General features: G+C 71.2%; 22 protein-coding genes, 1 tRNA gene and 1 pseudogene. 15 read left to right on the plus strand and 9 right to left on the minus strand.

The features are described 5' to 3' along the window. The first annotated feature begins 70 nt into the window (after nt 1–70). The 4 genes from SMA5143A_RS22615 (at nt 71) to SMA5143A_RS22630 (ending at nt 3,105) form a co-directional block, all read left to right on the plus strand. Complete coding sequence (locus SMA5143A_RS22615; RefSeq protein ID WP_107464697.1) at nt 71–316, plus strand: SpdD protein; 246 nt, start codon at nt 71–73, stop codon at nt 314–316. Between the two features lie 155 nt (nt 317–471). Continuing rightward, on the plus strand, nt 472–1,755 hold the full coding sequence (locus SMA5143A_RS22620) for a replication initiator (protein ID WP_107464698.1): 1,284 nt from the start codon (nt 472–474) through the stop codon (nt 1,753–1,755). Further along, on the plus strand, nt 1,748–1,960 hold the full coding sequence (locus SMA5143A_RS22625) for a helix-turn-helix domain-containing protein (protein WP_107464699.1): 213 nt from the start codon (nt 1,748–1,750) through the stop codon (nt 1,958–1,960). Before SMA5143A_RS22620 ends, SMA5143A_RS22625 begins: the two co-directional genes overlap by 8 nt. Beyond that, nucleotides 1,960–3,105 (plus strand): tyrosine-type recombinase/integrase, encoded by a 1,146-nt coding sequence (locus tag SMA5143A_RS22630; protein ID WP_107464700.1) that lies wholly within the window; start codon nt 1,960–1,962, stop codon nt 3,103–3,105. The genes SMA5143A_RS22625 and SMA5143A_RS22630 overlap by 1 nt, the downstream gene beginning before the upstream one ends. A gap of 91 nt (nt 3,106–3,196) precedes the next feature. Here the strand turns inward: SMA5143A_RS22630 and SMA5143A_RS22635 are convergent. Next, a tRNA-Arg gene (locus SMA5143A_RS22635) sits at nt 3,197–3,269 on the minus strand. 247 nt (nt 3,270–3,516) lie between these two features. On the opposite strand from SMA5143A_RS22635, the gene SMA5143A_RS22640 reads away from it, so the two are divergent. From SMA5143A_RS22640 to SMA5143A_RS22650, 3 genes are all read left to right on the plus strand, one after another. Beyond that, nucleotides 3,517–4,740, plus strand: coding sequence for an ABC transporter ATP-binding protein (locus tag SMA5143A_RS22640; protein ID WP_107464701.1), 1,224 nt, complete (start codon nt 3,517–3,519; stop codon nt 4,738–4,740). Between the two features lie 131 nt (nt 4,741–4,871). Beyond that, nucleotides 4,872–5,606: an ABC transporter permease gene (locus SMA5143A_RS22645; protein WP_258193691.1), complete on the plus strand. Its 735-nt coding sequence runs from the start codon at nt 4,872–4,874 to the stop codon at nt 5,604–5,606. Nucleotides 5,607–5,608: 2 nt separating this feature from the next. After that, nucleotides 5,609–6,457: an ABC transporter permease gene (locus SMA5143A_RS22650; RefSeq protein WP_181361972.1), complete on the plus strand. Its 849-nt coding sequence runs from the start codon at nt 5,609–5,611 to the stop codon at nt 6,455–6,457. Between the two features lie 31 nt (nt 6,458–6,488). On the opposite strand, the gene SMA5143A_RS22655 is transcribed toward SMA5143A_RS22650, so the two are convergent. The 5 genes from SMA5143A_RS22655 to SMA5143A_RS22675 form a co-directional block, all read right to left on the minus strand. Then, the gene (locus tag SMA5143A_RS22655) at nt 6,489–7,214 is read right to left on the minus strand and encodes a TetR/AcrR family transcriptional regulator (protein ID WP_107464703.1); all 726 of its coding nucleotides are present in this window, start codon (nt 7,212–7,214) and stop codon (nt 6,489–6,491) included. Nucleotides 7,215–7,483: 269 nt separating this feature from the next. Further along, a complete protein-coding gene (locus SMA5143A_RS22660) occupies nt 7,484–7,870 on the minus strand; it encodes a hypothetical protein (RefSeq protein WP_107464704.1) in 387 nt (128 codons plus the stop codon). 136 nt (nt 7,871–8,006) lie between these two features. After that, nucleotides 8,007–8,612, minus strand: a complete 606-nt coding sequence (locus tag SMA5143A_RS22665; protein WP_258193674.1) for a LuxR C-terminal-related transcriptional regulator — start codon at nt 8,610–8,612, stop codon at nt 8,007–8,009. A 140-nt stretch (nt 8,613–8,752) separates the two neighbouring features. Then, nucleotides 8,753–10,501 (minus strand): IclR family transcriptional regulator domain-containing protein, encoded by a 1,749-nt coding sequence (locus SMA5143A_RS22670; RefSeq protein ID WP_375136534.1) that lies wholly within the window; start codon nt 10,499–10,501, stop codon nt 8,753–8,755. Nucleotides 10,502–10,968: 467 nt separating this feature from the next. Beyond that, entirely contained in the window at nt 10,969–12,267 is a 1,299-nt protein-coding gene (locus SMA5143A_RS22675; RefSeq protein ID WP_181361985.1) for a M6 family metalloprotease domain-containing protein, read from the minus strand. A gap of 436 nt (nt 12,268–12,703) precedes the next feature. On the opposite strand from SMA5143A_RS22675, the gene SMA5143A_RS22680 reads away from it, so the two are divergent. Together SMA5143A_RS22680 and SMA5143A_RS22685 are read left to right on the plus strand one after the other, a co-directional pair. Then, nucleotides 12,704–13,345, plus strand: a complete 642-nt coding sequence (locus SMA5143A_RS22680) for a TetR/AcrR family transcriptional regulator (RefSeq protein WP_107464706.1) — start codon at nt 12,704–12,706, stop codon at nt 13,343–13,345. Between the two features lie 93 nt (nt 13,346–13,438). Next, nucleotides 13,439–14,977, plus strand: a complete 1,539-nt coding sequence (locus SMA5143A_RS22685; protein WP_107464900.1) for an MFS transporter — start codon at nt 13,439–13,441, stop codon at nt 14,975–14,977. 248 nt (nt 14,978–15,225) lie between these two features. On the opposite strand, the gene SMA5143A_RS22690 is transcribed toward SMA5143A_RS22685, so the two are convergent. Then, complete coding sequence (locus SMA5143A_RS22690) at nt 15,226–15,732, minus strand: MarR family winged helix-turn-helix transcriptional regulator (protein WP_107464707.1); 507 nt, start codon at nt 15,730–15,732, stop codon at nt 15,226–15,228. 236 nt (nt 15,733–15,968) lie between these two features. On the opposite strand from SMA5143A_RS22690, the gene SMA5143A_RS22695 reads away from it, so the two are divergent. From SMA5143A_RS22695 to SMA5143A_RS22705, 3 genes are all read left to right on the plus strand, one after another. After that, nucleotides 15,969–16,754, plus strand: coding sequence for a dioxygenase family protein (locus tag SMA5143A_RS22695; RefSeq protein ID WP_107464708.1), 786 nt, complete (start codon nt 15,969–15,971; stop codon nt 16,752–16,754). A 141-nt stretch (nt 16,755–16,895) separates the two neighbouring features. After that, entirely contained in the window at nt 16,896–17,108 is a 213-nt protein-coding gene (locus tag SMA5143A_RS22700; RefSeq protein ID WP_107464709.1) for a hypothetical protein, read from the plus strand. Continuing rightward, a complete protein-coding gene (locus tag SMA5143A_RS22705) occupies nt 17,105–18,139 on the plus strand; it encodes a wHTH domain-containing protein (protein WP_441349507.1) in 1,035 nt (344 codons plus the stop codon). The genes SMA5143A_RS22700 and SMA5143A_RS22705 overlap by 4 nt, the downstream gene beginning before the upstream one ends. An 8-nt stretch (nt 18,140–18,147) precedes the next feature. Here the strand turns inward: SMA5143A_RS22705 and SMA5143A_RS22710 are convergent, their stop codons facing one another. Further along, nucleotides 18,148–18,666, minus strand: a complete 519-nt coding sequence (locus tag SMA5143A_RS22710) for a GNAT family N-acetyltransferase (protein ID WP_107464711.1) — start codon at nt 18,664–18,666, stop codon at nt 18,148–18,150. A 191-nt stretch (nt 18,667–18,857) separates the two neighbouring features. Here SMA5143A_RS22710 and SMA5143A_RS22715 point away from each other — a divergent pair, with 191 nt between their 5' ends. Beyond that, a complete protein-coding gene (locus SMA5143A_RS22715) occupies nt 18,858–19,856 on the plus strand; it encodes a sigma-70 family RNA polymerase sigma factor (RefSeq protein ID WP_107464712.1) in 999 nt (332 codons plus the stop codon). A 671-nt stretch (nt 19,857–20,527) separates the two neighbouring features. On the opposite strand, the gene SMA5143A_RS22720 is transcribed toward SMA5143A_RS22715, so the two are convergent. Further along, a complete protein-coding gene (locus SMA5143A_RS22720) occupies nt 20,528–21,523 on the minus strand; it encodes a helix-turn-helix transcriptional regulator (protein ID WP_107464901.1) in 996 nt (331 codons plus the stop codon). A gap of 62 nt (nt 21,524–21,585) precedes the next feature. Between SMA5143A_RS22720 and SMA5143A_RS22725 the strand changes: the two genes are divergently transcribed. Further along, nucleotides 21,586–23,199: an MFS transporter gene (locus SMA5143A_RS22725; RefSeq protein WP_258193675.1), complete on the plus strand. Its 1,614-nt coding sequence runs from the start codon at nt 21,586–21,588 to the stop codon at nt 23,197–23,199. 159 nt (nt 23,200–23,358) lie between these two features. Beyond that, nucleotides 23,359–24,114, plus strand: a pseudogene (locus tag SMA5143A_RS22730) (DeoR/GlpR family DNA-binding transcription regulator); the annotation flags it as partial. Between the last annotated feature and the right edge of the window lie 72 nt (nt 24,115–24,186).

Raw genomic sequence — 24,186 nt, forward strand, 5'->3', positions numbered from 1 at the left:
GGTACGCGCTCCGGCGTGGACGTCATAAACGGCTCACATGCCTAGACGAGTAGGTGAGGAGAGTCTGACCGTGTTCCTTCCCAAGTACCCCGACAGCCCCACCCCGCCGCCCGCACATACCCACACCCCGGCCGATCCGGCGCCCGTACGGCGCTCGCTCCCGGCGGTCTCGATCAGTCCTGGGGTCGTGGCGGCCGTGGTCGTCGGCGGTGTCGTCCTCACCGCGCTCCTGGCCGCCGTCGCCGTCTCGGCCGTCTCCGTCGCCATCGCGGCCGTGGTTTTGCGCTCCCTGATCCGCGAGCAGAACCGGCGCTGAACGCGCACGGCACCCGGGGCGGCGCACACGACCAAGCATCCGCCGCCCCGGGGCCATCACTCCTGACCGAGCCAGTCAGAAGGAGAACCGCCATCTTCACCCGCACCACACCGCCCCCGCTCCCGGAACTCGCGAAGCTCGCGGAGCACGGCACCCTGCCCGGTATCCTCCGCCAGCTCTCCGGACTCGGCGGCTGCACCCACCCGATCCGCCTCGACGGCCACCGCACCGAGCACGGCGTCGACACCACGACCGGCGAGATCGACCGCGTCCTCCAGCACCTCGACTCCACCGACCTCCCGGCCGGCCAACTCCTCGTCCGCTGCAACAACCGCCGCACCACCCGGTGCGCGGCCTGCTCCGAGGTCTACCGCCGCGACACCTTCCACCTGATCACCTCCGGCCTGCGCGGCGGCAAGGGCACCCCCGAACACGTCGCCACCCACCCCCGCGTCTTTGCCACCTTCACCGCCCCGAGCTTCGGCCCGGTCCACAACCGCCCCTCCAGCGGGCGCCCCTGCCGTTGCGGCACCCGACACGACCAGGACGACGCCGAACTCGGCACCCCGCTCGACCCGGACACCTACGACTACGAAGCTGCCGTCCTGTGGAACGCCCACGCCGGTCCGCTCTGGCGACGCTTCTCCACCTACCTGCGCCGAGAGGTCGCCAAGCGTGCGGGACTGTCACAACGCCGCTTCCGCGAACACGCCCGCGTCTCCTTCGCCAAGGTCGCCGAGTACCAAAAGCGCGGCGCCGTCCACTTCCACGCCGTGATCCGCATCGACGGCCCCACCGGCGGCGACACCCCACCCCCGGCCTGGGCCACCGCCGAACTCCTCACGGACGCCATCGCGACAGCGGCCGCCAAGGTGCGCGTGGACGGCCCGGCCATCGACGGCCGCACCCACACCTTCACCTTCGGCCGCCAACTCGACGTCCGCACCATCCGATCCGCCGACTTCAACGACGGCCACGAGCTGACCGAACGCGCGGTCGCCTCGTACATCGCCAAGTACGCCACCAAGGGCGCCGAGACTGCCACGGGAGCCCTCGACCGGCCGCTCAAGTTCGCGGCCGAACTCGCTCAGCTCGACATCAGCGACCACGCCCGCCGCCTCATCCGAACCGCCTGGACCCTCGGCGGCCGCAAGGACCTCGAACACCTCCGCCTCCGCGCCTGGGCCCACATGCTCGGCTTCCGCGGCCACTTCTCCACCAAATCCCGCCGCTACTCCACCACCCTCGGCGCCCTCCGCGACGCCCGCGCCGAATGGCGCCGAGCACAAGCCGCGACAGCCAACGGACCGGCTACAGATACGACATACGTCCTCGCCCACTGGGTTTTTGCAGGAACCGGGCTCTCCGACACCGAAGCCTGGCTCGCCGAATCCCTCACGCCCGCCCCCGGATCAGAAGGAGAACCCACCCGTGGCTGACCGCTACCTCACCGTGGCGCAGGTGGCCGAACTCCTCGGTACGACGGAACGCTTTCCGCGCCGACTGATCGCCGAGCGACGCATTGCGTTCGTCAAGGTCGGCCGACACGTCCGCATCCCGGAGAGCGCGGTGAATGCCTTCATCGACGCCAACACTGTGCAGCCGATCGGCCACCGGCGCGGTTCCCTTCGGAGGGTCGCCTGATGGCCAACAAGAAGGGGAGGCGTAGAAGCTTCGGGTCGGTCCGGCAGCTTCCGTCCGGTCGGTGGCAGGTCCGCTACCGCGACCCGGAGACGGGCCAGTTGCGTCCGGCCGAGAAGACCTACCCGACCAAGACCGATGCTCAAGCCGCTCTCACGCACATCGAGTCTGACATCACGCGTGAACAGTGGTCGGACCCGGACGCCGGGGCGGTGAACTTCGAGGAGTACGCAACCGCGTGGCTGCGGGACCGGAAGCTCGCCGACCGCACCCGAGAGCGGAACGAGTCGGTGGTGCGGCTGCACATTCTGCCCACCTTCGGGGCCGGATCGCTGGCCGACGTGACGACGACTCGGGTGCGCAGCTGGCGCGGCAGGCTCCTCGCGGCCGGCATCGGTGAGCCGACGGTCGTCAAGGCGTACCAACTGCTGCGGGCCCTGATGAACACGGCCGTGGACGACGAGCTGATCCGGCGCAACCCGTGCCGCGTCAAGGGGGCGGATCGCTACGACGTGCCTGAGCGGCCGATCCTCACGGTGCCCGAGGTCTTCGCCGTCGCTGACTCCATCGCGCCGCGCTACCGGCTGCTCGTGCTCTTGGCGGCCTTCACCACGCTGCGCTTCGGGGAACTGGCGGCCCTACGGCGTCGTGACATCGACCTGGAGGGGCTGACCGTCACGGTCCGCCGGGCTCAGGCTGAATTGCAGAGCGGTCGCCTGTTCGACAAGGCACCGAAGTCTGCGGCCGGGGTGCGTACCGTCTCCTTCCCGGCCGAACTGTTCGACGAGGTCACGCGCCACCTGGAGCAGTTCGCTGCTCCGGGCCGTGAGGGGCACGTCTTCGTTGGGCCGCTGGGTGGGCAACTGCGACGGAGCAACTTCCGCGATGACTGGGTCAAGGCCAGGAAGGCAGCGGGTGTCACCTCTGAACTGCACTTCCACGATCTTCGGCACACGGGCAACACGCTGGCCTCGACGGCCGGGGCCAGCACCCGTGAGCTGATGACTCGCATGGGCCACAGCAGCTCGCGCGCCGCGCTGATCTACCAGCACATGACCAGCGACCGTGACCGGGCCATCGCTGATCGGCTCGGAGCCATGATCCGCGAGGGCGGGGGAGAGACCCCCCGGCTGGGGGATGTGGACTGAAAGTGGACTAACTGGCACGCGTGTGGCACGGCCTCGAACACGACGAAGGGCCAGCCTGGGAGGGAACCCTCCTGAGCTGGCCCTTTTGCTGTGCCCCCGGCAGGATTCGAACCTGCGACACCCGCTTTAGGAGAGCGGTGCTCTATCCCCTGAGCTACGAAGGCGGGGTGGCGTGGTGTGGTGCTTCGCCGCCGTCAGTGTAGCGGGTGGTGGTGGGGCGGTCGGATCTGTTTGGGGTTGGTAATTCGGTTCTCCCTGTCGGGGGGAGGGGCCTAGCATCGGCGCCGTTGTGTCGGACGGTGTTCGGGATTTCGGACGGAGTCTCGGGCGGGCGTTCGGATGGTTGACAGGAGCGTGGTTCTGTCGTGCGGGCGCCGCCCGTGCGGCAGGGCGCCGAGCAGAACGGATGTGATGCCATTGAACGCGGTGATCGAGGCGCGCGGGTTGTCCAAGGTGTTTCATACGACCGTGCGCCGGCCAGGGCTCGGCGGGGCGCTCCGGTCGCTCGTCAGCCCGGAGCGCGTGGCCAAGGTCGCGGTGCGGGACGTCGACTTCTCTGTGGGGAAAGGGGAGTTGCTCGCACTCCTCGGGCCCAACGGTGCCGGCAAGTCCACCACGATCAAGATGCTCACCGGCATCCTCACCCCCACCTCCGGCGAGGCTCTCGTCGCCGGCGTCGTGCCGCACCGGGACCGGGAGCGCAACGCCCACAACATCGGCGCCGTCTTCGGGCAGCGGACCCAACTGTGGTGGGACCTGCCCGCCCGGGAGTCGTTCGCGATCCTCCGCGACATCTACGGTGTCCCCGAGGACCGGTACCGGGAGCGCATCGACGAGTTCGACGGGCTGCTCGAACTCTCCGAGTTCTGGGACACCCGCGTCCGGCATCTGTCCCTCGGGCAGCGCGTCCGGTGCGATCTCGCCGCCTCTCTGCTGCACGACCCTCCCGTGGTCTTCCTCGACGAGCCCACCATCGGCATGGACGTGGTCGTCAAGGAGCAGGTCCGGCGGTTCCTTCGGCACCAGGTCGAGCAGCGGGAGCGGACCGTCCTGCTCACCACGCACGACATGACCGAGGTCGCCCGGCTCGCCGAGCGGGTCGTCCTCATCAACCACGGCCGCATCGTCCTCGACGGGCCGCTCCAGGAGATCCGGCGTCGCTTCGGCGGCACCTGGCAGATTCGCGCGACCCTCGCCGACCCCGCCGACGTCCAGGAGATCGAGCGCCAGGAGCAGTTCGCCGGCGGCGACGGTCCAGATGGTGGCGACGGTCCAGATGGCGGTGACGGTCCCGACGGTCCCCATGGCGGTCAGCGCGACCTCTCCTCCCTGCCCGGCTTCGCCGGCATCGGCGTCCTGCGCCGCGAAGGGCCCCGCGTCGTGTTCGGACCCGTCGGGGACGGCGCCCCCTCCGTGCACGAGGCCCTGAAGGTCGTCATCGGGCGCTTCCAGGTCACCGACCTCGCCCTGGAGGAGAACGACCTCGAGGACGTCATGCGCTCCGCCTATCTGAGTGACGTGCCGGGGCAGGGCCACCTGGAGTCCGAGGACCCGTCCCCCTCGTCGCCCTCGCCCCCCTCGTCCCCCTCGTCTTCCTCCTCCGCCGCCGTTACCTCCGCCTCCCAGGGCGGCTGACCATGGCGTCCTCGACCCCCACCCCCACCCCCACGGACACCACCCCCACCCCCACCCCCACCCCCACCCTCTCCCGCCTCCGGCGCATCGCCTCCATCACGCCCCGCGGTGAGTTCCTCGCCCCACCCCGAATGACCGCCACCGCCGTACGGCTGTTCGTGCAGGTGTGTCTGGTCGTCTATCTCTGGCGGGGCCTGTACGCGAACACCTCGTCCAGCGCCGGGCTCGACGAGACCCAGGCCGTCGGCTACGCCGTACTCGCCGTGCTGGCGGGCCGGATCCGCGGGCTGGACCGGCGTGCCGGGCGCGACACCGTCATCCAGCATCTGCACTTCGGCACGATCGTCTACTGGTACCTGCGGCCCATGCGGCCCCAGCGCTACTACGCGCTCCGCGCCCTCGGCGACCAGGTGTACGGCTTCGGCTGGGTGCTCGGCGGTTACGTGCTCTGCCTCGCCGCCGGGGTCGTCGCCCCGCCCGACTCCGTCGAGGTGGCCGCGGTCTTCGTCGTGAGCATGCTGCTCGGCCAACTCGTCCTGTACTACGTGATGATGCTCGTCGACCTGCTGTGCTTCTGGACGCTGCGCAACGAGTCGGCCCTCCTCATCCTCGTCTTCGCCCAGAACCTGCTGTCCGGCGTGTACGCGCCGCTCTGGTACTTCCCGGACTGGTTCATCACCCTCAGCGCGTTCCTGCCGTTCCAGGCGACCCTCGGCGTGCCGCTCTCCATCTACGTCGGCCGTATCGGGGTCGGTGACGCGTTCGGGCAGATGGCGATCCAAGGGGTGTGGATCGTGCTGCTCGCCCTGCTCACCCGCCGGCTGTGGGACCTGGCCGGCCGCCGTGTCGTGGCCCAGGGAGGATGACCATGACCACACCGTCCACCAGCGGGAGCCCCACCGCGTCCGTGCGTGGGGTCCGTGCCGCCCGCGTCGTCTGGCGGATCACCAAGCTCAACTTCAAGGCGCGGCTGGAGTACCGGGGCGAGTTCCTGATGGGGGTCGCCATCGGGGCGATCTGGCAGGTCTCGATCATCGTCTTCGCCTCGGTGCTGCTCACCCGGTTCCCCGGGCTCGGCGGCTGGTCCAGCTCCGACGTCCTGCTGATCGCGAGCATGCGGATGCTCGCGCACGGGCTGTACGTGCTGTTCCTCGGCCGGATCCAGTACATGAACGTCCTCGTCCAGGAGGGGATCGTCGACCCCTGCCTGATCCGGCCCATGCCGGTGTACCGGCAGGTCCAGCTCGCCTTCTTCCCCGTCAACGCCATCGGTGACCTGGTCGTCGCGGTCGGGCTGTTCGCCGCCGCGCTCCAGCGGAGCTCGCTGGACTGGACGGCGGGGCGGATCGCGTACGTCGTGGCCGGGGTTCTCGGCGGGATGCTCGTCGAGGCCGCGCTGTTCACGGCGCTGGCCGCGGCCGCGTTCCACTTCCCGGCCACCTCGTACTGGGCCCAGTGGCTGGAGGAGCTGATGGGCACCTTCGGCAGCTATCCGCTGAGCATCCTGCCGAAGGTCGCCTCCGCCGCGTTCACCTTCGTCGTGCCGCTCGCCTTCATCGCCTACTTCCCGGCCGGGGTACTGACCGGCCACGGCGGTGACCTGGGCGTACCGCGGGCGCTCGCGGTGGCCGCGCCGTTCGTCGGCCTTGTCGCCTTCGTCCTGTCCCGGCTGCTGTGGAACTGGAGCCTCAGCCGCTACACGGGCGTCAACGGGTAGGACGACGTTCGCCGGAGGGCGGGCGGCGCGGCTACGGCAACCGCGTCGCCAGCCCGTCCAGTACGCGCTCCAACCCGTACTGGAACCCCTCCTCCCGCGCGGTCCGCGGGTCCGCGCCGCGTTGTTCGGCGTAGCCCTCCCGCAGCAGCGGATAGTCCTGGGCGGCCTCCTCGGCGGCCGGCCACAGGCGCTCGACCAGCGTCTGCTCGTCCTGGCCGCTGCGGGCGAGGACGGTGAGCCAGGCGGCCTCGCTCGTGGCCATGCCGGTGACGTACGCGACGAGGGTGCCGAGGGCACGGTCCGCCTCGTCGGCCGGGAAACCGGCGGTGGTCAGCAGTTTCAGCATGGCCTCGGACACGCGCATCCAGTTGGGGCCGAGGTACGACATGCCCATCTCGCCGAGCACGGAGGCGAGCCAGGGGTGGCGCAGGATCGTCGCGCGCAGGCTGTGGGCGCACCGGGCCGTGTCCGCGCGCCAGGTGGCGGGGTCGGGGGAGGCGGTGACCTCGATCTCGCCGTAGACCTCGTCGACGGCCAGCTCGATCAGCTCGTCCTTGTTGGCCACGTGACGGTAGAGCGAGGTGGCGCCCGCGCCCAGCCGACCGCCGAGCTTGCGCATGCTGAGGGCGTCGATGCCCTCCTCGTCGAGCAGTCGCAGCGCCTCGGACACGATGTGCTCCCTGCTCAGCGCGGGCTGCTCCCGGCCGGTCCGGGGGCGGGTCCACACCGACTGGAAGCCCTGCTGCTCGGCTGGCATCGCCGGTTCCTCTCGTGTCGACGGCTGGTGGCGGCCACCGTAGCGCACGGCATTCGCAGGGTGCGTACAGGCGAGGAGCCGGGCGCACGGTGTTCGCACACCGCTCAGCCGTTCGCCACGGCGGGACCTCTGGTGGATCCTCGACTCGTAGCAGCACAACCGTCGGCAGCGGATGACAGCCGGCGGCCGCGGCCGAAACCGGCGGCAGCAGCCCGGGCCATGACTTCTCGTGGCCCGGGCTTCGCCGTGCCGGGGACCGGGCGGCGCGCCTAGTACGGCGGTGCCAGGTCGATGTTGTCGAGCGTCGTCGACGTGCCCGCCGGACGCTTCAGCGTGAACGTGTCCTTGTAGGTGGCTCCCTCTTCGCAGGTCACAGTGGCCTTCGCCTTCTGGCCCTTCGTGGGGACCTTCTTGAGGGCGATCGTGTACTCGCCGTTGTCCTCCACGTCCGGGCTCTTGTCGGTGCGGCTCTCCTGGACGGTCTTGATGGTCACCTTCACGGCGGAGGTGCCGTCCGGGCAGTCGTCCACGGAGCCCTTGACCGTGACCTTGGGGCTCTTCGGGTCCGCTCCCGCCTGAGTCGCCGTCGCCAGCGAGGCCGCGGCGGTCAGCGGGAGGACCGCCGCGACGGCGAGAACCGCGATGCGATTGCGCATGACTTCTCCTCAGCAGGTCGGCTGTCCCCCGCACCCAACATCCGACGTCGCCGCGACGCGATCAAGAGGGACGGTTACCCACCGGGGCCGGGGTAGGGCTACCCACGGCACCCACGCCCACGGCCCGCGGCGGGGGCTACGCGCGGTCGGTGAAGCCGTGTTCGATCGCGAGCCGGGTGAGGTCGAACCGGCGCCGGGTTCCCGTCTTCTCGCCGATCCGGTCCAGATGCGAATGGACCGTGTGCTTGCTGATACGCAGTCGGCAGGCGATCTCGTCGTCCGTGGCGCCGTGCGCGAGGAGGCCGAGGATCTCCTGCTCCCGGTCGGTGAGGCGCGGGGTCTCCTTCAGCAGATGGCTGGCCGGCGCCGAGACGTAGCAGCGTCCGGCCGCGACGACCCGGAGTGCGGTGAGCAGCTCGTCCCCCTCGGCCTGCCGGCTCACATAGCCCCCGGCGCCGGCCTTGATCACCCGGACCGCGTCGGTCTGCGCGGAGGACGACACGACCACGACGGCGTGCCCGCGCTCACGCAGTTCCGCCACCGCCGAGGCCAGCCGCCGCCCCGGCTGCTGGAAGTCGACCAGCACCACGTCCGCGTCGCGCAGGCCGTCGTCGGCGTCGTGGACCGACTCCACGGCCGCGATCAGACGGAGATCGGGAGCGCCCTCGATCAACTGCGAGACACCGTGCCGGAAGACGGGGCAGTCCCCGATGACCGCGACCCCCATGGCTCCGGTGCTCATAGGGCACTCACCGGCGGCCGTGACCGCTCATGGGACGACTCCGATCTCGACGCGGTACCCCGGGCCTCCAGTCTCGACGCCCCGGAGCCCCGCGGCCCGCCCGGCTCACCCATCCGGGGAAGGGTGGCAGGGCAGCCGTTTCAGACGCCGGCCACTCGGCGGAACATGCCTGCCACCCGTAGCTCGCTCTCGATCCGGTGCACCGTCGCGCGCAGTTCCGGCAGGATCTCCGCCACACACTGCTCCACCGACCGTCGGCTGCTGTGCATCGCGACGTTGACGGCGGCCGTGACGCGGCCGTCGCGGTCGTGGACGGGGACGGCGATGGAGCGGAGGCCCTCCTCCAGTTCGCCGTCGACGAGGGCGTAGCCGTCGGCGCGGACGCGTTCGAGGACGGTGAGGAGTTCCCGGGGGTCCGTGACGGAACGCGGGGTCAGCGGGACGAGGCGTTCGGGGAGGGAGACCTCCGGGAGGTGCCCGGCGAGCATCACGCGGCCCAGGGACGTGGCGTACGCGGGGAACCGGGTGCCGAGGGTGATGTTGACGCTCATGATCCGGCTGGTGGCGACCCGCGCCGTGTACTGCACCTCGTCGCCGCCCGCGGTGAGGATCGCGAGGGACGCCGATTCGTGCACCCTCGCGGAGAGTTCCGCCAGGTGCGGGGCGGCGATCCGGGGAAGCGGCAGCATCGACAGGGGCGGGAAGCCGAGGCCCAGGACGCGCGGGGTCAGGCGGAAGAAACGGTCGGACGACTCGACGTACCCGAGGTGTTCGAGCGTGATCAGGGCCCGGCGGGCGGTCGCGCGGGCGAGGCCGGTGGCCCGGGCGACGTCGGTGAGGGTGAGGTCGGCGCGCCCCTCGCCGAACGAGGTGACGACCGTCAGACCACGCGCCAGCGACTCGACGAACTCCCGGCCCAGTTCCTGCTTGGACGCGCCCGTCCAGGCGGCGAGACCGAGACCGGACGAGGCGGGGGTGGGGGACGGCGGGGACGGGGGCGGGGAGCCGGCGTCCGGGGAGGCGGGCTCGCGCGGGGCGCCTGCCAGCTCCTCCTCCATGCGCGCCACGGTCGCCCGCAGCCGCGGCAGCAGCGTCGAGCGCAGGGAGTCGGTGGTGTGCCGGCTGGTGTGGCTGACGACGCTGGCCACGCACGCGACGCGGCCGGTACGGGGGTCCCGTACGGGTACGGACACCGCGACCAGCCCCGGCTCGATCAACTGGTCGTCCAGCGCCCACCCCTGAGCCGCCGCCGACTCCGTACGTTCCTCGAAGTCGTCGTACGCGCCCTCGCGCGGTGGTACGGCCGGGAAGCCGCGGCCCTCGGGGTCGGCCTCGCGGCGGGCGCGCCAGCGGGCCCAGTCCGCGGGCCCCCACGCGGTGGCGAACAGGGGGCCGGGGGCGGTGCGTTCGGCGGGGAGGAGGTCGCCGATGCGGAAGCTGAGGGACATCGCGCGGCGGCGGGTCGCCTGGTGGATGAAACGGACGCCGTCCCGGTCGGCGACCGCGAGCGACACGGACTCGTCCAGCTCGTCGGCGAGGGCGTCCGCGTGGGCGTCGAGGAGGCGGGGGAGGCGGATCGAGGCGAGGTAGGCGTTGCCCAGTTCCATCAGCCGGGGGGCGAGGACCGCGTCGCGGCCGTCCAGGCGTACGTAGCCCATCCGGGCCAGGGTCGCGGTGATGCGGTCGACCGTGGAGCGGGCGAGGCCGGTCGCCTTCTCCAGGGCGCTGAGACTCAATACGCCGTCCGCCTCGGTGAGCCGTCGCAGCACGCTGATGCCCCGCATGAGGGGGGCGACGGCCTCGGGGGGCGCGGGGGGTGTGGGGCCGACTCCGTCTCGGGTGACGGGGCCGTGGCCGGGGTCGGCATCACTCGGGACGTTCGGGCGCATGAGGTCACGGTAATGCGGGGCGGCTGCGCGGCTCGGCAGGGTGCCGGCCGCCGAGGGCCGGGCGCCTGTCGGCTCGGGGGTGCGACCATGGGTGGGGGTGGGGCGCCTGTCAGCTCGGGGGTGCGCGTGGTCGGGCGTCTGCGGGAGCGCTGTGGCCGTTCGCGCAGTTCCCCGCGCCCCTGAAAGCCAGGGCTACGCCCCGGCTTTCCCCGCCCGTGGACCGCCCGTGGACCGCCCGGACTGTCGGACCCGCGCGGCAACCCGTTGTCGGCCGGCCCGTAGGGGCGGTCGTTCAGGGGCGCGGGGAACTGCGCGATCAGCCCCCACCGGCCCGCACCTGCTCACTCACCCGAGACACCCCGCGCGAACGGCCCCCACCGGCCCGCACCTGCTCACTCACCCGAGACACACACCCCCGCACCCCACACGCCCCACCCACCCGCACCCGTGCGCTCCCCCCACCCCCCTCACCGCCGGCTCACCACCACCCGGTGGTTCCCCGTCGCGTCCGTTCCCGTCACCGTGATCGTCACGCCCGCTCTCGTGTCCCTGAACGTCTCACCCGGCACCAGCGGCGCGTCCGAGAGTTCCGCGTGGACGTTGGGGCTGCGGGTGCACCCCCCGCTGTCGCGGCGGGCGTCGTGGACCCTGATGGGGCCGTTGCCGGTGTCGATGTCCGCGTCGACCCGGTAGACGAGGACACCGGGGCGGCAGACGGCGACATCGTTGCCCGCCTGGGTCCGCAGTTCGACGGCGTACGCCGTGCGGGCCGTCAACGGCACCACCACCAGCTTCGGCCCGCCCGCCTTCGCGAGCGGCGTGAGCGTGTACTCCGCCGCCCCCGGCGCGGACACGCAGCCGACCTGCGTCGCGTCGAGCCAGCCGAGCTTCCACTTGTGCCAGCCCAGCATGTCGTTGTCGACGCCCCAGTCCTCGCTCATGATGTCCCAGTGCCCGACCGCGCCCCCGCCCTCGTGGGTGTAGAGGTCGGGCAGGCCGAAGACGTGCCCGTTCTCGTGGGGCAGCACGCGGTAGCCGGTCTCGTGGTACGTGCCGGAGCCGTCGTCCTGGCGGCTGTACACGAACGACGCGTTGGCGACGGGGGTGCCGTCCGCGACCGGCGCCTCCCTGTTCCCGGCGAACGTCACGGACAGGACCGTGTCGAGGGCGGAGGGCCCCGCGTTCGGGGTGACGAGGACGTTGACCAGGTCGTACTTGCGGAAGTCGACGACGGGGTCGGCGACCCGCACCATGTCCTGGACCAGCCGCCGGTAGCCGGGCTCGAAGGGGACGCCGCGTTCTATCCCGTACGAGCGGAACGTCTCCGGCATCCGCAGCCACTCGGTGACCGGGGTCTCGGGCCGGTAGTCGATCCGGCCGTAGCTGCTCGTCCGGAACCACTTCTGGGTCTGCGGGGCGAACTCGGCGAAGCGGTCCATCGCGCTGCCCTCGCCGGGCGCGTCGGAGAAGTCGATCATCAGGTTGAGGGCGCGGACCGTGCCGGTGGAGCGGGAGTATCCGGGCGGGGTGGGGATGCCCTCGGACATCTGGACGCCGAGCCGGCCGCGGATCATGCAGGAGTCGAGCCCGGAGCCGGGGGCCACGGCGACCGCGCCCGCGGCCGTGCTCGTCTCCTTCGCCACGAGGTGCCCGGTGCCGGCGGAGGTGCTGACCGCGAGGGTGAGGGCGGTGACGGAGGCGATCGCGACGGACCGGCGGGGGCGTATGCCGACCCCCGCGGACCGGCGGGGGCGTATGCCCCCCATGCCGCCCATCCCGCCCATGCCGCTCGTCGCATGGGTGCCGTCCGTGCGGCGTGCCCGCCACGCGCGCCGGGGCCGCGGCCGGCCGAACGACGTCGGCCGGCGCTCGGGTATCCCGCTTCGGCGGAACGGCTGCTGCATGCACGCGCCCTTCGCTCCACGGCAGCCGCCCGGGCCGCGGCCGCACCCTTTCGCTCACCCTGTGGCGAGGGCGGCGGGGGCGCGCGCTGGATGGGCCGAACGAGGGGTTCCGGCCCGCAGGGGAGTGACCTGGGTCACTGACCCGCATGAAAACTCCAGGTGTGACCCAGGTCACGGGAAAACTCTTCGGCGATGGGAAATAACCGGGGACCGTCTCCCCGTTTAGCCATGTGTCCGAGCGAAACGGGGAAACGCTCCCCGGATCCCGCTCCCACTCTCGATCGTCAGGAGGTACGCCGTGCAGACCGCCACCCCCGTGCGCAAGGTGTCCCGTCCCCGGGCGGACGCCCTGCGCAACCGGGAGCGGATCGTCACCGCCGCCCGGGAGATGTTCGTCGAGTTCGGCCCCGACGTGCCGCTCGACGAGATCGCGCGCCGGGCCGGTGTCGGCAACGCCACGGTGTACCGCAACTTCCCGGACCGCGACGCACTGGTCCGCGAGGTCGTGTGCTCGGTCATGGACCGTACGGCGCTGGCGGCGGAGGTCGCGCTCGAGGAGACCGGTGACGCGTTCGAGGCGCTGTCCCGCTTCGTGCACGCCGCCGCCGACGAGCGGATCAGCGCCCTCTGCCCGATGGTCCAGGACGCCTTCGACAAGAACCACCCCGACCTGGAGGCGGCGCGCGAACGGCTGGAGGAGCAGACGGCCGCCATCATGGAGCGGGCCCAGCGGGCCGGACAGCTCCGTGACGACGTCAGCGTCGGTGACCTGATGCTCGCCGTCAGCCAGCTCAGCCGCCCCCCGGCCGGCACCCAGTGCGTGGGTGTCGACCGTTTCGTCCACCGTCATCTACAGCTGTTGCTCGACGGTCTGCGGGCCCCGGCCCGCTCCGAACTGCCCGGCACCTCCGTCACGATGGAGGACCTCCGCCGAGCCTGACCTGATCCGACTTCTCCCTTTATCGGCGCCTTGTCGCGCTCCGACGCTTTCACCTGACTTTTTCCGTCACGAAGTCCCGAAGTGGGTACCGCCATGTCTGCAACAGCTCGGAATGTCCCCGAAACGGTGGACGATTCGCACTCCAACCGCTGGAAAGCGCTCGTGTTCATCGCGCTCGCCCAGCTGATGGTCGTCCTCGACGCGACCATCGTGAACATCGCCCTGCCGTCCGCCCAGCAGGACCTCGGGATATCCGACGGCAACCGCCAGTGGGTCATCACGGCCTACGCCCTGGCCTTCGGCGGTCTGCTTCTCTTCGGTGGTCGTATCTCCGACCTGTGGGGGCGCAAGCGCACCTTCGTCACCGGTCTGATCGGCTTCGCCGGCGCCTCCGCGCTGGGCGGCGCGGCCACCGGTGAGGCCATGATGCTGGGCGCCCGAGCCCTTCAGGGTGCCTTCGGCGCGCTGCTCGCGCCGGCCGCGCTCTCCCTGCTCGCCGTGATGTTCACGGACGCCAAGGAGCGTGCCAAGGCGTTCGGCATCTACGGTGCGATCGCCGGTGGCGGTGGCGCCGTGGGTCTGATCCTCGGCGGCTTCCTCACCGAGTACCTGGACTGGCGCTGGACGTTCTTCGTCAACATCCCGTTCGCGGTGATCGCCGCGGCCGGCGCGTACTTCGTCATCCGTGAGCCGGAGGGCGGCCGCAACCGTTCGCCGCTGGACATCCCCGGTGTGGTCCTGTCCACCCTCGGTCTGGTCTCGCTGGTCTACGGCTTCACGCGCGCCGAGTCCGACGGCTGGGGCGACTCCATGACGATCGGCCTCTTCATCGCCTCCGCGGTGCTCCTCGCCGCGTTCGTCCTGGTCGAGTCCAAGGTCAAGGCCCCGCTGCTGCCGCTGCGCGTGGTCCTGGAGCGCAACCGCGGCGGTGTCTACCTCTCCCTCGGCCTCGCGATCATCGCGATGTTCGGCCTGTTCCTCTTCCTGACCTACTACCTCCAGATCGTGAAGGGGTACTCCCCGGTCAAGACCGGCTTCGCCTTCCTGCCCATGATCACGGGCATGATCGTCGGCTCCACGCAGATCGGCACCCGCCTCATGACCCGGGTCGCGCCGCGTCTGCTGATGGCGCCGGGCTTCCTGCTCGCGGGTCTCGGCATGCTGCTGCTGACCCGGATGGAGATCGACTCCTCGTACGCGGCCCTGCTCCTGCCGGCCCAGCTGCTGCTCGGCCTCGGTATGGGTACGGCGTTCATGCCGGCGATGTCCCTCGCGACCCACGGTGTCGAACCGCGTGACGCGGGTGTCGCCTCCGCGATGGTCAACACCTCCCAGCAGGTCGGCGGCGCCATCGGTACGGCCCTGCTGAACACGATCGCCGCGTCCGCGACCACGTCGTACGTCAAGGACCACATCGCCTCGGCGACCTCCCGCCCCCAGCAGCAGCTCGTCCAGCTCCAGGGCATGGTCAACGGCTACACCAACGCCATCTGGTTCGCCGTCGGCATCCTGGTCCTGTCGGCCGCCATCGCCTTCACCTTCGTCACCACCGGCAAGCCGGACATGACGGCCACCGCCGGTACGAGCGAGGACGCGGCGGACGAGGTCAAGGTCCCGGTGATCGCCCACTGACGACAGGACGGGCCCCATGGTCGGGGCCCACCTGAAGGGCGTGGGGACCCACGCGGCCGGCCGATTACGGCTCACGGCAGCGGAGGGTCCCCGAGCTCTGAGGTCTCCGGGCCCGGCGTCCCACTCCCCGTGGGCCGGGCCCGGCATTCACATGGGTCGGGCCACTGTCGCCCCACTCCCCGTGGGTCGGGCCCCGGCACCCCACTCCCCGTGGGTCCCGGCGCCCCACCCCCGACGCGGCGGAGCGGCTAACGCAGCCACGGCAGGTCCGCCCCCGCCTCCTTCGGCTGAAGCCCCTCGGCGACGATCCCCATGATCTCGCCGAGGGCTTTCTGCTGTTCCGGCGACAACCGGTCGAACAGCGCCTGCCGCACCGCGGCCACATGTCCCGGCGCGCTCTTCTCCAGGACCTCGAACCCGCCGTCCGTGAGCACGGCGAACTGTCCCCGCTTGTCCGACGGACAGTCCTCGCGCCGCACCCACCCGTTCTTCTCCAGGCGGGCGATGGCGTGCGAGAGGCGCGAGCGGGTGATCTTCGTGTGCATCGCCAGCTCGGTCATCCGCAGCCGCCGCTGCGGCTCGCCGGACAGCACCACGAGCAGGTGGTAATAGAGGTGCGGCATACCCGCGTCCCGCTGCAACTGGCGATCGAGATGGTCGTCGAGCAGGGTCGTGCCATGGACGTAGGCGAGCCAGGTGCGCTGTTCCTCTTCGGTGAGCCAGCGGGGTTCTTCGGCGGCGGACGGTGTCTTCATACCTCCACTCTACGAGCACCCTTCTTGAATTTTGAACAATAGAGATGTAAGGTGAAACTAGAAATATTGAGACTTCAACTACTGGGGAGTTGGGGGAGGTCTCAAGCAACCGATGAGCCTGAAGCGACCCGCTGCGGCCCGCTTGAGGACGACGTGCTCCGGGAGCCCGGGAGCCGTACGTGCCGAGGCGTGTCCCCGCCCACTCGCGAGTCGCGTGTGCAGAGGGAGTCACCCCTATGTCCGCCGCCACCGCCGAACGCATGCCGACCCTCTATCTGAGCCACGGCGCGCCCCCGCTCGCCGACGACCCGATCTGGCCCGGGGAACTGGCCGCCTGGGCGAAGACGCTGGCCCGCCCCAAGGCGATCCTCATGGTCTCCGCCCACTGGGAGGAGGCCCCGCTCGCCCTCGGCGCGGTCGAGACCGTCCCGCTGGTCTACGACTTCTGGGGCTTCCCCGAGCACTACTACGCCGTCCGGTACCCGGCGCCGGGCGCCCCCGAGCTGGCCGCGTCCGTGCGCAAGCTGCTCCAGGCCCCCGGCACGCCGGTCCAGGACATCCCGGACCGGGGTCTCGACCACGGGGCGTACGTCCCGCTCGTCGAGATGTTCCCGGAGGCCGACATCCCGGTCCTGCAGATCTCCATGCCGACCCTGGACCCGGTGAAGCTGATGGACGTCGGCCGCAAGCTCGCCCCCCTTCGCGACGAGGGCGTCCTGATCGTCGGCTCCGGCTTCTTCACCCACAACCTCGCCGCGCTCCGCCAGGGCGGCATCCCGGCCTGGTCCACGGAGTTCGACGACTGGGGCAACCGGGCCCTGGAGTCCCGCGACTGGGACTCCCTCCTCGACTTCCTCCACAAGTCACCGGCGGGCCGGCTCGCCCACCCCCGCACCGAGCACTTCGCGCCGCTGTTCGTGACCATGGGCGCGGCCGAGGCCGCCGGTGAACTGGACGCCCAGAGGTCGGTGATCGACGGCTTCTGGATGGGCCTGGCGAAGCGGTCGGTCCAGTTCGGCTGAGGAGCCCGGCGACAGGAAGGGGCGCGGGCGACACGTGAGGGGCTGTCCTGCGAAGAGCTTCCCAGCGACGTGCCCCCGCGACGTGCCCCCGCGACGGGCTTTCCCCTCAGCCCAGGGCGAGTTGCTCCTACGCTGGACGGCGTGACGGATCCGGGCGGCGCGAACAACAGCATCAACGACACCACGGTCCACGGCACGGCGTTCCAGGCGCGTGACGTGGACCAGGTGGTGATCAACCACTATGCGACGCCCGCGCCCGACTCGACGGACGGCCCGACCGACTCGCAGCTGCCCGGCTGTGCGCGGAGGACGCGCCCGACGCCGACTTCCGCCCCGCCGAGATCCTGCTCCTGACCCTCGCCCCGTACCTGTCGCAGACCCTGTGGGCGCGCACGGCGGCCGACCGGGTCGGTGTCGACCCCACGGACCTCCGTCTGACGGGGGCGGAGGGAGACCGCGGCGACTTCGAGAGGTTCTTCGACCGCGGGCACGAACGCCTCGTCCGCCGGGCCCGGTTGGAACTGCCCGAGCGGCGGGGCGCCGAGTCGGACATCGGGTGGTGGCTGTTCCACCAGTGGGTGGACCACGGGCTGCGCGGCACTCAGGACCACTGGACGGCGTACACGGACCTGACCGCCCGGCTCCCCCTGGGCGGCACCGCGCTGGGCGCGCTGTTCCACCGGCGCCGCACCGGCCAACTGCTGTACGGGCTACGGCTGTCGCTGGGGGAGATGTGCCGCCAGGAACGCCTGGAACGGTTGGAGACCCTCGCGTCCGTCACCGGCGGCGTCGGCGGTATCGGGGGCATGGGCATGGGGGTGCCGCAGCAGGTCAGGGTGAGACGTCTCGCCGCCCTCCTGGCCGTCGCCCGCGCCCGTGCCCTGGACATCCCCGCGCTCCTCCAGGCCGCCGACTGCCACCACGAGGCGGTGGTCGAGGCCCTGCGACGCCACGTCGGCCAGGCGGATGCTGCCACCAACGACAGCGACGTTCCCCTACCCCTCCTCCTGGGCGCCGCGTACGAACTGCGGAGACCCGTCCCCGAAATCGGCGCCCGTCTGGAGTCGTACGGGTTGCGGGTGCCGTACCTCCCCACGAACCACGCGTCCGATCGGGTGGGCCTCTGGACCGACATCATGTTGCTCAGCAAAGATCTGAGCGGTCCCGACTTCCACTTCCGGGCAAGTCCCCTCCGGTGGCTGACGCTCGGGCACTCGCTCCGCATCGACCACCTCTGCGCCGCCTCAACCAAGCTCGGCATCCCCCTCGCCGAGGTCGCCGTCCGCCTCCGCGGCCTCGGCGTCGACGTGCCCGACGTGGCCGACACCATCCGCGCCGCCATGGCCCGGCTGCCGCGCCGCTCGCGGGAACAGAACCCGGACTGAGGGAATCCCTAGAGGTCCTTCTCGTACCAGGCCACGTCCCAGTAGCGGCCGAATTTCCGCCCGACCTCCCGATACGTCCCCACGTGGCGGAAGCCGAAGCGTTCGTGGAGGCGGGTGGAGGGCTCGTTCGGCTGGGCGATGCCGGCGTAGGCGCGGTGGACGTCCTCGGTTGCGAGCGCCTCGAACAGTGCCTTGTACAGCAGCGTGCCGACGCCCCGGCCGCCCGCGTCGGGGGCGAGGTACACGGAGACCTCCACGGACGTGTCGTACGCCGCCTTCGCACGGAACGCGCTGCTCGTGGCGTACCCGAGGATTCGCTGTGAATCCTCCGTGGTGGCAACTATCAGGCGATGCCGACCGTCTACAAGGTGGGAGAGCAGCCACGGACGGCGCTCCTCCGGAGTGAAGACGGCGGTGTCGAATGTGATGGGCGTCTCACGGACGTAGTGGTTGTAGAGGTCGGTGAGGGTGGCGAGGTCGGCCTCGACTCCTGGTCTGACCTGCACCTCTGCGGACCCCGTGGACATCACGCCACCTCCTGTGGCCGCACAGGGTACTGCAAGATCAGAAAAATAGTGGGCCTGCTTGGGAATTCTGTCCTGATTCCAGTCGTTGTTTCCTTCGGAAGCCGGGCACTCGGGAGAGTGTCCGAGCGGCCTTGTCAAGACACGTAGGACCAGACACGACCCTGCCAGCCCACCATCGCAAGGGAGCACGCATGGCAACCCGTGCCGTCGCCGCTCGTCGTTCGTCCGCCTCCGGCGGGAGCGACGCGGCAAGCAGCGTTCGCGCCTCTGGCGGCGAGATCGCCGACCGCGACCTGGTCGGCATGTACCTCGACGAGATCGCGCGTACACCGCTTCTCGACGCCGCCAAGGAAGTCGAGCTGTCCCAGATCATCGAGGCGGGTGTGTTCGCACAGCAGATCCTCGACGGCGAGGAGGAGGCGAGGGCGGACGCGACCCGTGAGGAGTTGGAGGCCCTCGTCGCCGACAGCGACCGGGCCAAGGACATCTTCATACGGTCGAACCTCCGCCTCGTCGTGGCCGTCGCCCGGCGGTATCCGCGCAGCGGTCTGCCCCTGCTCGACCTCATCCAGGAGGGCAACGCGGGCCTGGTCCGCGCGGTCGAGAAGTTCGACTACCGCAAGGGCTTCAAGTTCTCGACGTACGCCACCTGGTGGATCCGTCAGGCGATCACCCGGTCCATAGCGGACCAGTCGCGCACCATCCGGCTGCCCGTCCACCTGGTCGAGGAGCTGGGCCGGATCCGACGGGTGCAGCGCGAGTTCAACCGGGAGCACGGCCGCGAGCCCGAGCCCCAGGAGATCGCCGCCGAGTTGGGCTCCACCCCGGAGCGCGTCAGCGACGTCCTCGACTGGGCCCGCGACCCGGTCTCGCTGAACATGTCGGTGGACGACGAGGGCGAGACCCAGTTCGGTGACCTGCTGGAGGACACCTCCGCCGTCTCGCCCGAGCAGTCCGTGCTGACCCTGCTGCGCAGCGAGGAGCTCGACAGCCTCATCGGGCGACTCGACCAGCGCACGGCCTCCATCATCAAGATGCGGTACGGCATCGAGGACGGCCGCGAGCGCACGCTCACCGAGGTCGGCAAGGAACACGGGCTCACCCGTGAGCGGATCCGCCAGATCGAGAAGCACGCGCTGCTCGAACTGAAGAAGCTCGCCCGCGACACGGGCTTCGACGCGGCGGCCTGACCCGCTTCGGCCGGGCTACGACGCGGCGGCCCCACCCCTCGCGGCCGCCGCGCCCCGCCCGTCCTGCCGCCCGCTGCCGGGACAGGCTCCGTGGGCGGACGGTCCCGCGCCGTTCCGGCCGGCCCGCCGCCGTGGCCCGCGGGCCACGCGCGCCCCGCGTTCCCTGGTTCGACGGCCCGGTGCCCGTCCGGGCCGGCGACAGCCGGTTCGACCGTCCGGTCTCCGTCCGGCCCGTCGCGCGGACCGTGCCCCGGCATACGGTCGTACGTCGGCCGTCGGCCACACGTTGGCCGTAGTCCATCGCTTCAACCCCCCGATCCCGGGGCACAAGACTTGCGGGCCCACGACTCCACCGGGCCCGGAGCCGAACGGCCCGGGACCCGGAGAAAGACGTTCCGGGGGAGCCGGGGGCACCGCACCGAAGCCAGTGCCGCCGTCCGTACGCCGCCGACCGACCGTCGTCCTGCCCGTGCACCGAGCCAGCCCCAGCCCCACACGACCCACCCGGGCGAAGTCGCCTCACCCTCGAGGCCGCTTCCCCACCGAAGCCAACTGAAGCCGAGTCCCGACGCTCTCCCCCCAGTGCCGGGACTCCTCAGAGCCGGGCTTCGGCGCCTCCCCCCCCGGCGCCGGAGCCCGGCTCCTTTTACGCCGCCCTCGGCCCTCAGCCCTCAGCCCTCGGCCCTCGGCCCTCGGCCCTCGGTGCCGCCCGCAGCCCGGGTCAGCCGTGCGCCCAACTCCCTCACCTGCTGGATCAGTTCCGGCGGCTCGTGCACCGTGAACTCCCAGCCCAGCACGGCGAGCCGTACCGCGAACCACTCCACCGCGTCGCCGGTCGACCCCCGCACGCGGCACCTGTGCTCGCCGACGGGTTCGGGAGTGCCGACCCAGGCCGGCAGCCGGGCCGCGACGACCTCCCGGGGCGCGGCGAACGTGACCTCGAACGTGTACGTCTCCTGCCGACGCTGCATCGACTGCTTCAGATACTCCGCCGCGCTCCCCGTCGGCAGTTCACGCGGCGCGAACCGGGCGCCGGTCGCGAAGGGTTCCTGGACGCGGTCGACGCGGAAGGTGCGCCAGTCGGCGCGCTCGAGGTCGTAGGCCACCAGGTACCAGCGGCGTCCGGTCGACACCAGCCGGTACGGCTCGCAGTGGCGCCGCGAGTCCACGCCGTCGCCGGCCCGGTAGGCGAAGCGGAGCCGTTCGTTTCCCGCCACCGCCGACGCGATCACCGTCAGCGTCTCGGGCGTCACGGTCGCGCCGTCGCCGCTGGTCAGCGGGGTGGTGGCGGCCTGGAGCGTGGACACCCGATGCCGCAGCCGCGAGGGCAGCACCTGCTCCAGCTTGGCCAGCGCCCGTACGGAGGCCTCGTCCACGCCCTCCACGGCGTGCCCGGCACCGGCCCGCAACCCCACCGCGATCGCCACGGCCTCCTCGTCGTCCAGCACCAGCGGCGGCATGGCCTTCCCGGCCACCAGCCGGTAACCGCCGTCCGCCCCCATGCTCGCCTGCACCGGATAGCCCAGCTCCCGCAACCGGTCGACGTCCCGGCGTACCGTCCGCCGCGACACTCCCAGCCGGTCGGCCAGCTCACCGCCGGGCCACTCGCGGGGCGTCTGGAGCAAGGAGAGGAGCTGAAGGAGTCGCGCCGGGGTGTCCGTAGTCATGAGTTCGAGGATGCCGCAGAAGTAGGACATGATCTGACCTACTGGGGTTCTACCTTCGTTCCATGACCTCAACCACGAACGCCCTGAAGGGGCGCGACACCCGTACGGCGCCCGGCGCCTCTCCCGACGGCGGCGCCGACCGCAGGCGGTGGATCGCCCTCGCCATCGTCATGACCGCCGCCTTCATGGACCTCGTGGACGTCACGATCGTCAACATCGCGATTCCCTCCATCCAGCGAGGCGAGGCCGCCACGGTCAGCCAGATCCAGTGGATCACCGCCGGCTACGCCCTCGCCTTCGCCGCCGGACTCGTGACCGGCGGCCGGCTCGGCGACATCCACGGCCGTCGGCGGATCTTCCTCCTGGGCATCGGCGGCTTCACCGTCGCCTCCGCGCTGTGCGGTCTCGCCGCGAATCCGGAGATGCTGGTCGCCGCACGGATCGCGCAGGGCGCGACGGCCGCGCTGATGGTGCCGCAGGTGCTGTCGATCGTCCACGCCACCTTCCCCGCGCACGAACGCGGCAAGGTGTTCGGGCTGTTCGGCGCGATCGTCGGCCTCGGCGCCGTCTCCGGCCCGCTGCTCGGCGCCCTGCTCATCGAGTGGAACCCGCTCGGTCTCGAATGGCGGGCGATCTTCCTGATCAACCTCCCGGTCGGCATCGCCGGCCTCGTCCTGGGCCGCCGCTTCATCACCGAGTCCAAGGCCCCGCACGCCCTCAAGCTGGACCTCGTCGGCGTCGCCCTCGTCACCGGCGGCCTGCTGATGCTTCTCTACCCGCTCACTCGCGGCCACGAGCTGGACTGGCCGCTGTGGGGACACGCCCTGATGGCGGGCTCGCTGGTCGTGTTCGCGGCGCTGGTGGCGTACGAGCGGCACAAGACCGCGCGCGACGGCTCCCCGCTGATCGAACTGTCGCTGTTCAAGGTGAAGAGTTTCGCGGCCGGCATCGCCGTGCAGACGGTGTTCGGTGTCGCCCTCGGTGTGTTCTTCCTCGTCTGGACCCTGTACCTCCAGACCGGCCTCGGCTGGAGCGTCCTGAAGGCCGGCCTGACCGGCGTGCCGTTCTCCGTGTCCGTCTCGATCGCGGCCGGGATGTCGGTCCAGAAGCTCGTCCCGCGCTTCGGCCGCAAGGTCCTCCAGGCGGGCGCGCTGCTGATGGCGGTCGGTGTGCTGCTCTACCTGGGGGAGTCCGAGCGGTACGGCCTCGCCATCACCCCCTGGCAGATGGCGCTCCCGCTGATCGTGATGGGCGCGGGCATGGGACTCATCGTCGCCCCGCTGACCGACGCGATCCTCTCCGGGGTGCCGCGTGAGCACGCCGGTTCCGCGTCCGGCCTGATCAGCACGGTGCAGCAGATGGGCAACGCGCTCGGACTCGGCCTGGTGGCCGTGGTCTTCTTCGGCGCCATGGACGAGCCTCTCGTCCCCGCCGAGATCGGCCCCGCCTTCGTCGACGCCTTCGAACACGCCCTCGGCTGGGTCGCCGCGGTGCTCTTCACGATCTTCCTGCTGATGTTCGCCCTCCCGCGACACCCCGTGACGGCCGAGCACGACGCCCACGAGGACGAGGGTGCGGCCGAGGTCGCGGTCGATGTCGAGGTCGAGGTCGAGGGCGCGGTGATCGACGGGAACGGGACGGGAGACGCGGAGCGCGAGCCGCAGTTGGCCCGCTGACCGACGACGGCCGACACGGAGACCGGCCCGGCACCCGAGGGTGCCGGGCCGGTCTCCGTGTGTGCCCGAGTCATGCCCGAACCTGTTTACTTTCTGGAAATCCAGGCGTAGCCTCCGAGCGAAACCACAGAATCGGGCATCAGTCGGAGGCGAACGGACATGTACGCACCGGAGCGGCAGCAGGAGATCCTCCGGCTCGCCCGTGACGGCGGCCGGGTGGACGTGGTGTCGCTGGCGGAGGAGTTCCAGGTCACGGCCGAGACCATCCGGCGTGACCTGAAGGCCCTGGACCGCGCCGGCCTCGTCCAGCGGGTCCACGGCGGCGCCATCCCCGCGGGCCGCCTGGACTTCGAGCCCGACCTCGCCGAACGCGAGAGCACGGCCGCCGACGAGAAGGACCGCATCGCGCAGGCCGCCCTCGCCGAACTGCCGATCGACGGCACCGTCGTCCTCGACGCCGGTACGACCGTCGCCCGCCTCGCGGCGGCCATCCCGCTGGAGGCCACGCTCACCGCGGTCACGCACAGCCTGCCCATCGCGGCCCGCCTCGCCGATCACCCGGGCATCCAGCTCCACCTGGTCGGCGGTCGCGTCCGCCACCGCACCCGCGCCGCGGTGGACGCGTGGGCGCTCCGCGCCTACGGCGAGATCCGCGCCGACGTGCTCTTCGTGGCGGCCAACGGTTTCTCCCCGGCTCGCGGTCTGACCACCCCCGACCTCGCCGAGGCCGCGGTGAAGCGGGCCGCGATGGCCGCCGCCCGCCGGGTGGTGCTGCTCGCCGACTCCTCCAAGTGCGGCCAGGAGCACTTCGCCCGCTTCGGCGCCCTGAGCGACGTCGACCTGCTGATCACCGACAGCGGCCTGAGCCCCGAGGACGCCCTCGCCATCGAACGCGACGGCACCGAAGTACTACGGGTCCCGGGCACGGGCGGGGGCACGGGCGCCCTCTCGGGCAACGCCACGAACAGGACCGCGGGCAGCGCCACG

The sequence above is a fragment of the Streptomyces sp. MA5143a genome, from assembly GCF_900290235.1.
Classification (GTDB): Bacteria; Actinomycetota; Actinomycetes; order Streptomycetales; family Streptomycetaceae; genus Streptomyces.

What these genes read in the sequence shown, in the direction of transcription:
- SMA5143A_RS22630 (WP_107464700.1), top strand. Translation starts at nt 1,960, where the DNA reads ATGGCCAACAAGAAGGGGAGGCGTAGAAGCTTCGGGTCGGTCCGGCAG.
- SMA5143A_RS22640 (WP_107464701.1), top strand. Translation starts at nt 3,517, where the DNA reads ATGCCATTGAACGCGGTGATCGAGGCGCGCGGGTTGTCCAAGGTGTTT.
- SMA5143A_RS22645 (WP_258193691.1), top strand. Translation starts at nt 4,872, where the DNA reads ATGACCGCCACCGCCGTACGGCTGTTCGTGCAGGTGTGTCTGGTCGTC.
- SMA5143A_RS22650 (WP_181361972.1), top strand. Translation starts at nt 5,609, where the DNA reads ATGACCACACCGTCCACCAGCGGGAGCCCCACCGCGTCCGTGCGTGGG.
- SMA5143A_RS22655 (WP_107464703.1), bottom strand. Translation starts at nt 7,214, where the DNA reads ATGCCAGCCGAGCAGCAGGGCTTCCAGTCGGTGTGGACCCGCCCCCGG.
- SMA5143A_RS22660 (WP_107464704.1), bottom strand. Translation starts at nt 7,870, where the DNA reads ATGCGCAATCGCATCGCGGTTCTCGCCGTCGCGGCGGTCCTCCCGCTG.
- SMA5143A_RS22665 (WP_258193674.1), bottom strand. Translation starts at nt 8,612, where the DNA reads ATGAGCACCGGAGCCATGGGGGTCGCGGTCATCGGGGACTGCCCCGTC.
- SMA5143A_RS22670 (WP_375136534.1), bottom strand. Translation starts at nt 10,501, where the DNA reads ATGCGCCCGAACGTCCCGAGTGATGCCGACCCCGGCCACGGCCCCGTC.
- SMA5143A_RS22675 (WP_181361985.1), bottom strand. Translation starts at nt 12,267, where the DNA reads ATGGGGGGCATACGCCCCCGCCGGTCCGCGGGGGTCGGCATACGCCCC.
- SMA5143A_RS22685 (WP_107464900.1), top strand. Translation starts at nt 13,439, where the DNA reads ATGTCTGCAACAGCTCGGAATGTCCCCGAAACGGTGGACGATTCGCAC.
- SMA5143A_RS22690 (WP_107464707.1), bottom strand. Translation starts at nt 15,732, where the DNA reads ATGAAGACACCGTCCGCCGCCGAAGAACCCCGCTGGCTCACCGAAGAG.
- SMA5143A_RS22695 (WP_107464708.1), top strand. Translation starts at nt 15,969, where the DNA reads ATGTCCGCCGCCACCGCCGAACGCATGCCGACCCTCTATCTGAGCCAC.
- SMA5143A_RS22710 (WP_107464711.1), bottom strand. Translation starts at nt 18,666, where the DNA reads ATGTCCACGGGGTCCGCAGAGGTGCAGGTCAGACCAGGAGTCGAGGCC.
- SMA5143A_RS22715 (WP_107464712.1), top strand. Translation starts at nt 18,858, where the DNA reads ATGGCAACCCGTGCCGTCGCCGCTCGTCGTTCGTCCGCCTCCGGCGGG.
- SMA5143A_RS22720 (WP_107464901.1), bottom strand. Translation starts at nt 21,523, where the DNA reads ATGACTACGGACACCCCGGCGCGACTCCTTCAGCTCCTCTCCTTGCTC.
- SMA5143A_RS22725 (WP_258193675.1), top strand. Translation starts at nt 21,586, where the DNA reads ATGACCTCAACCACGAACGCCCTGAAGGGGCGCGACACCCGTACGGCG.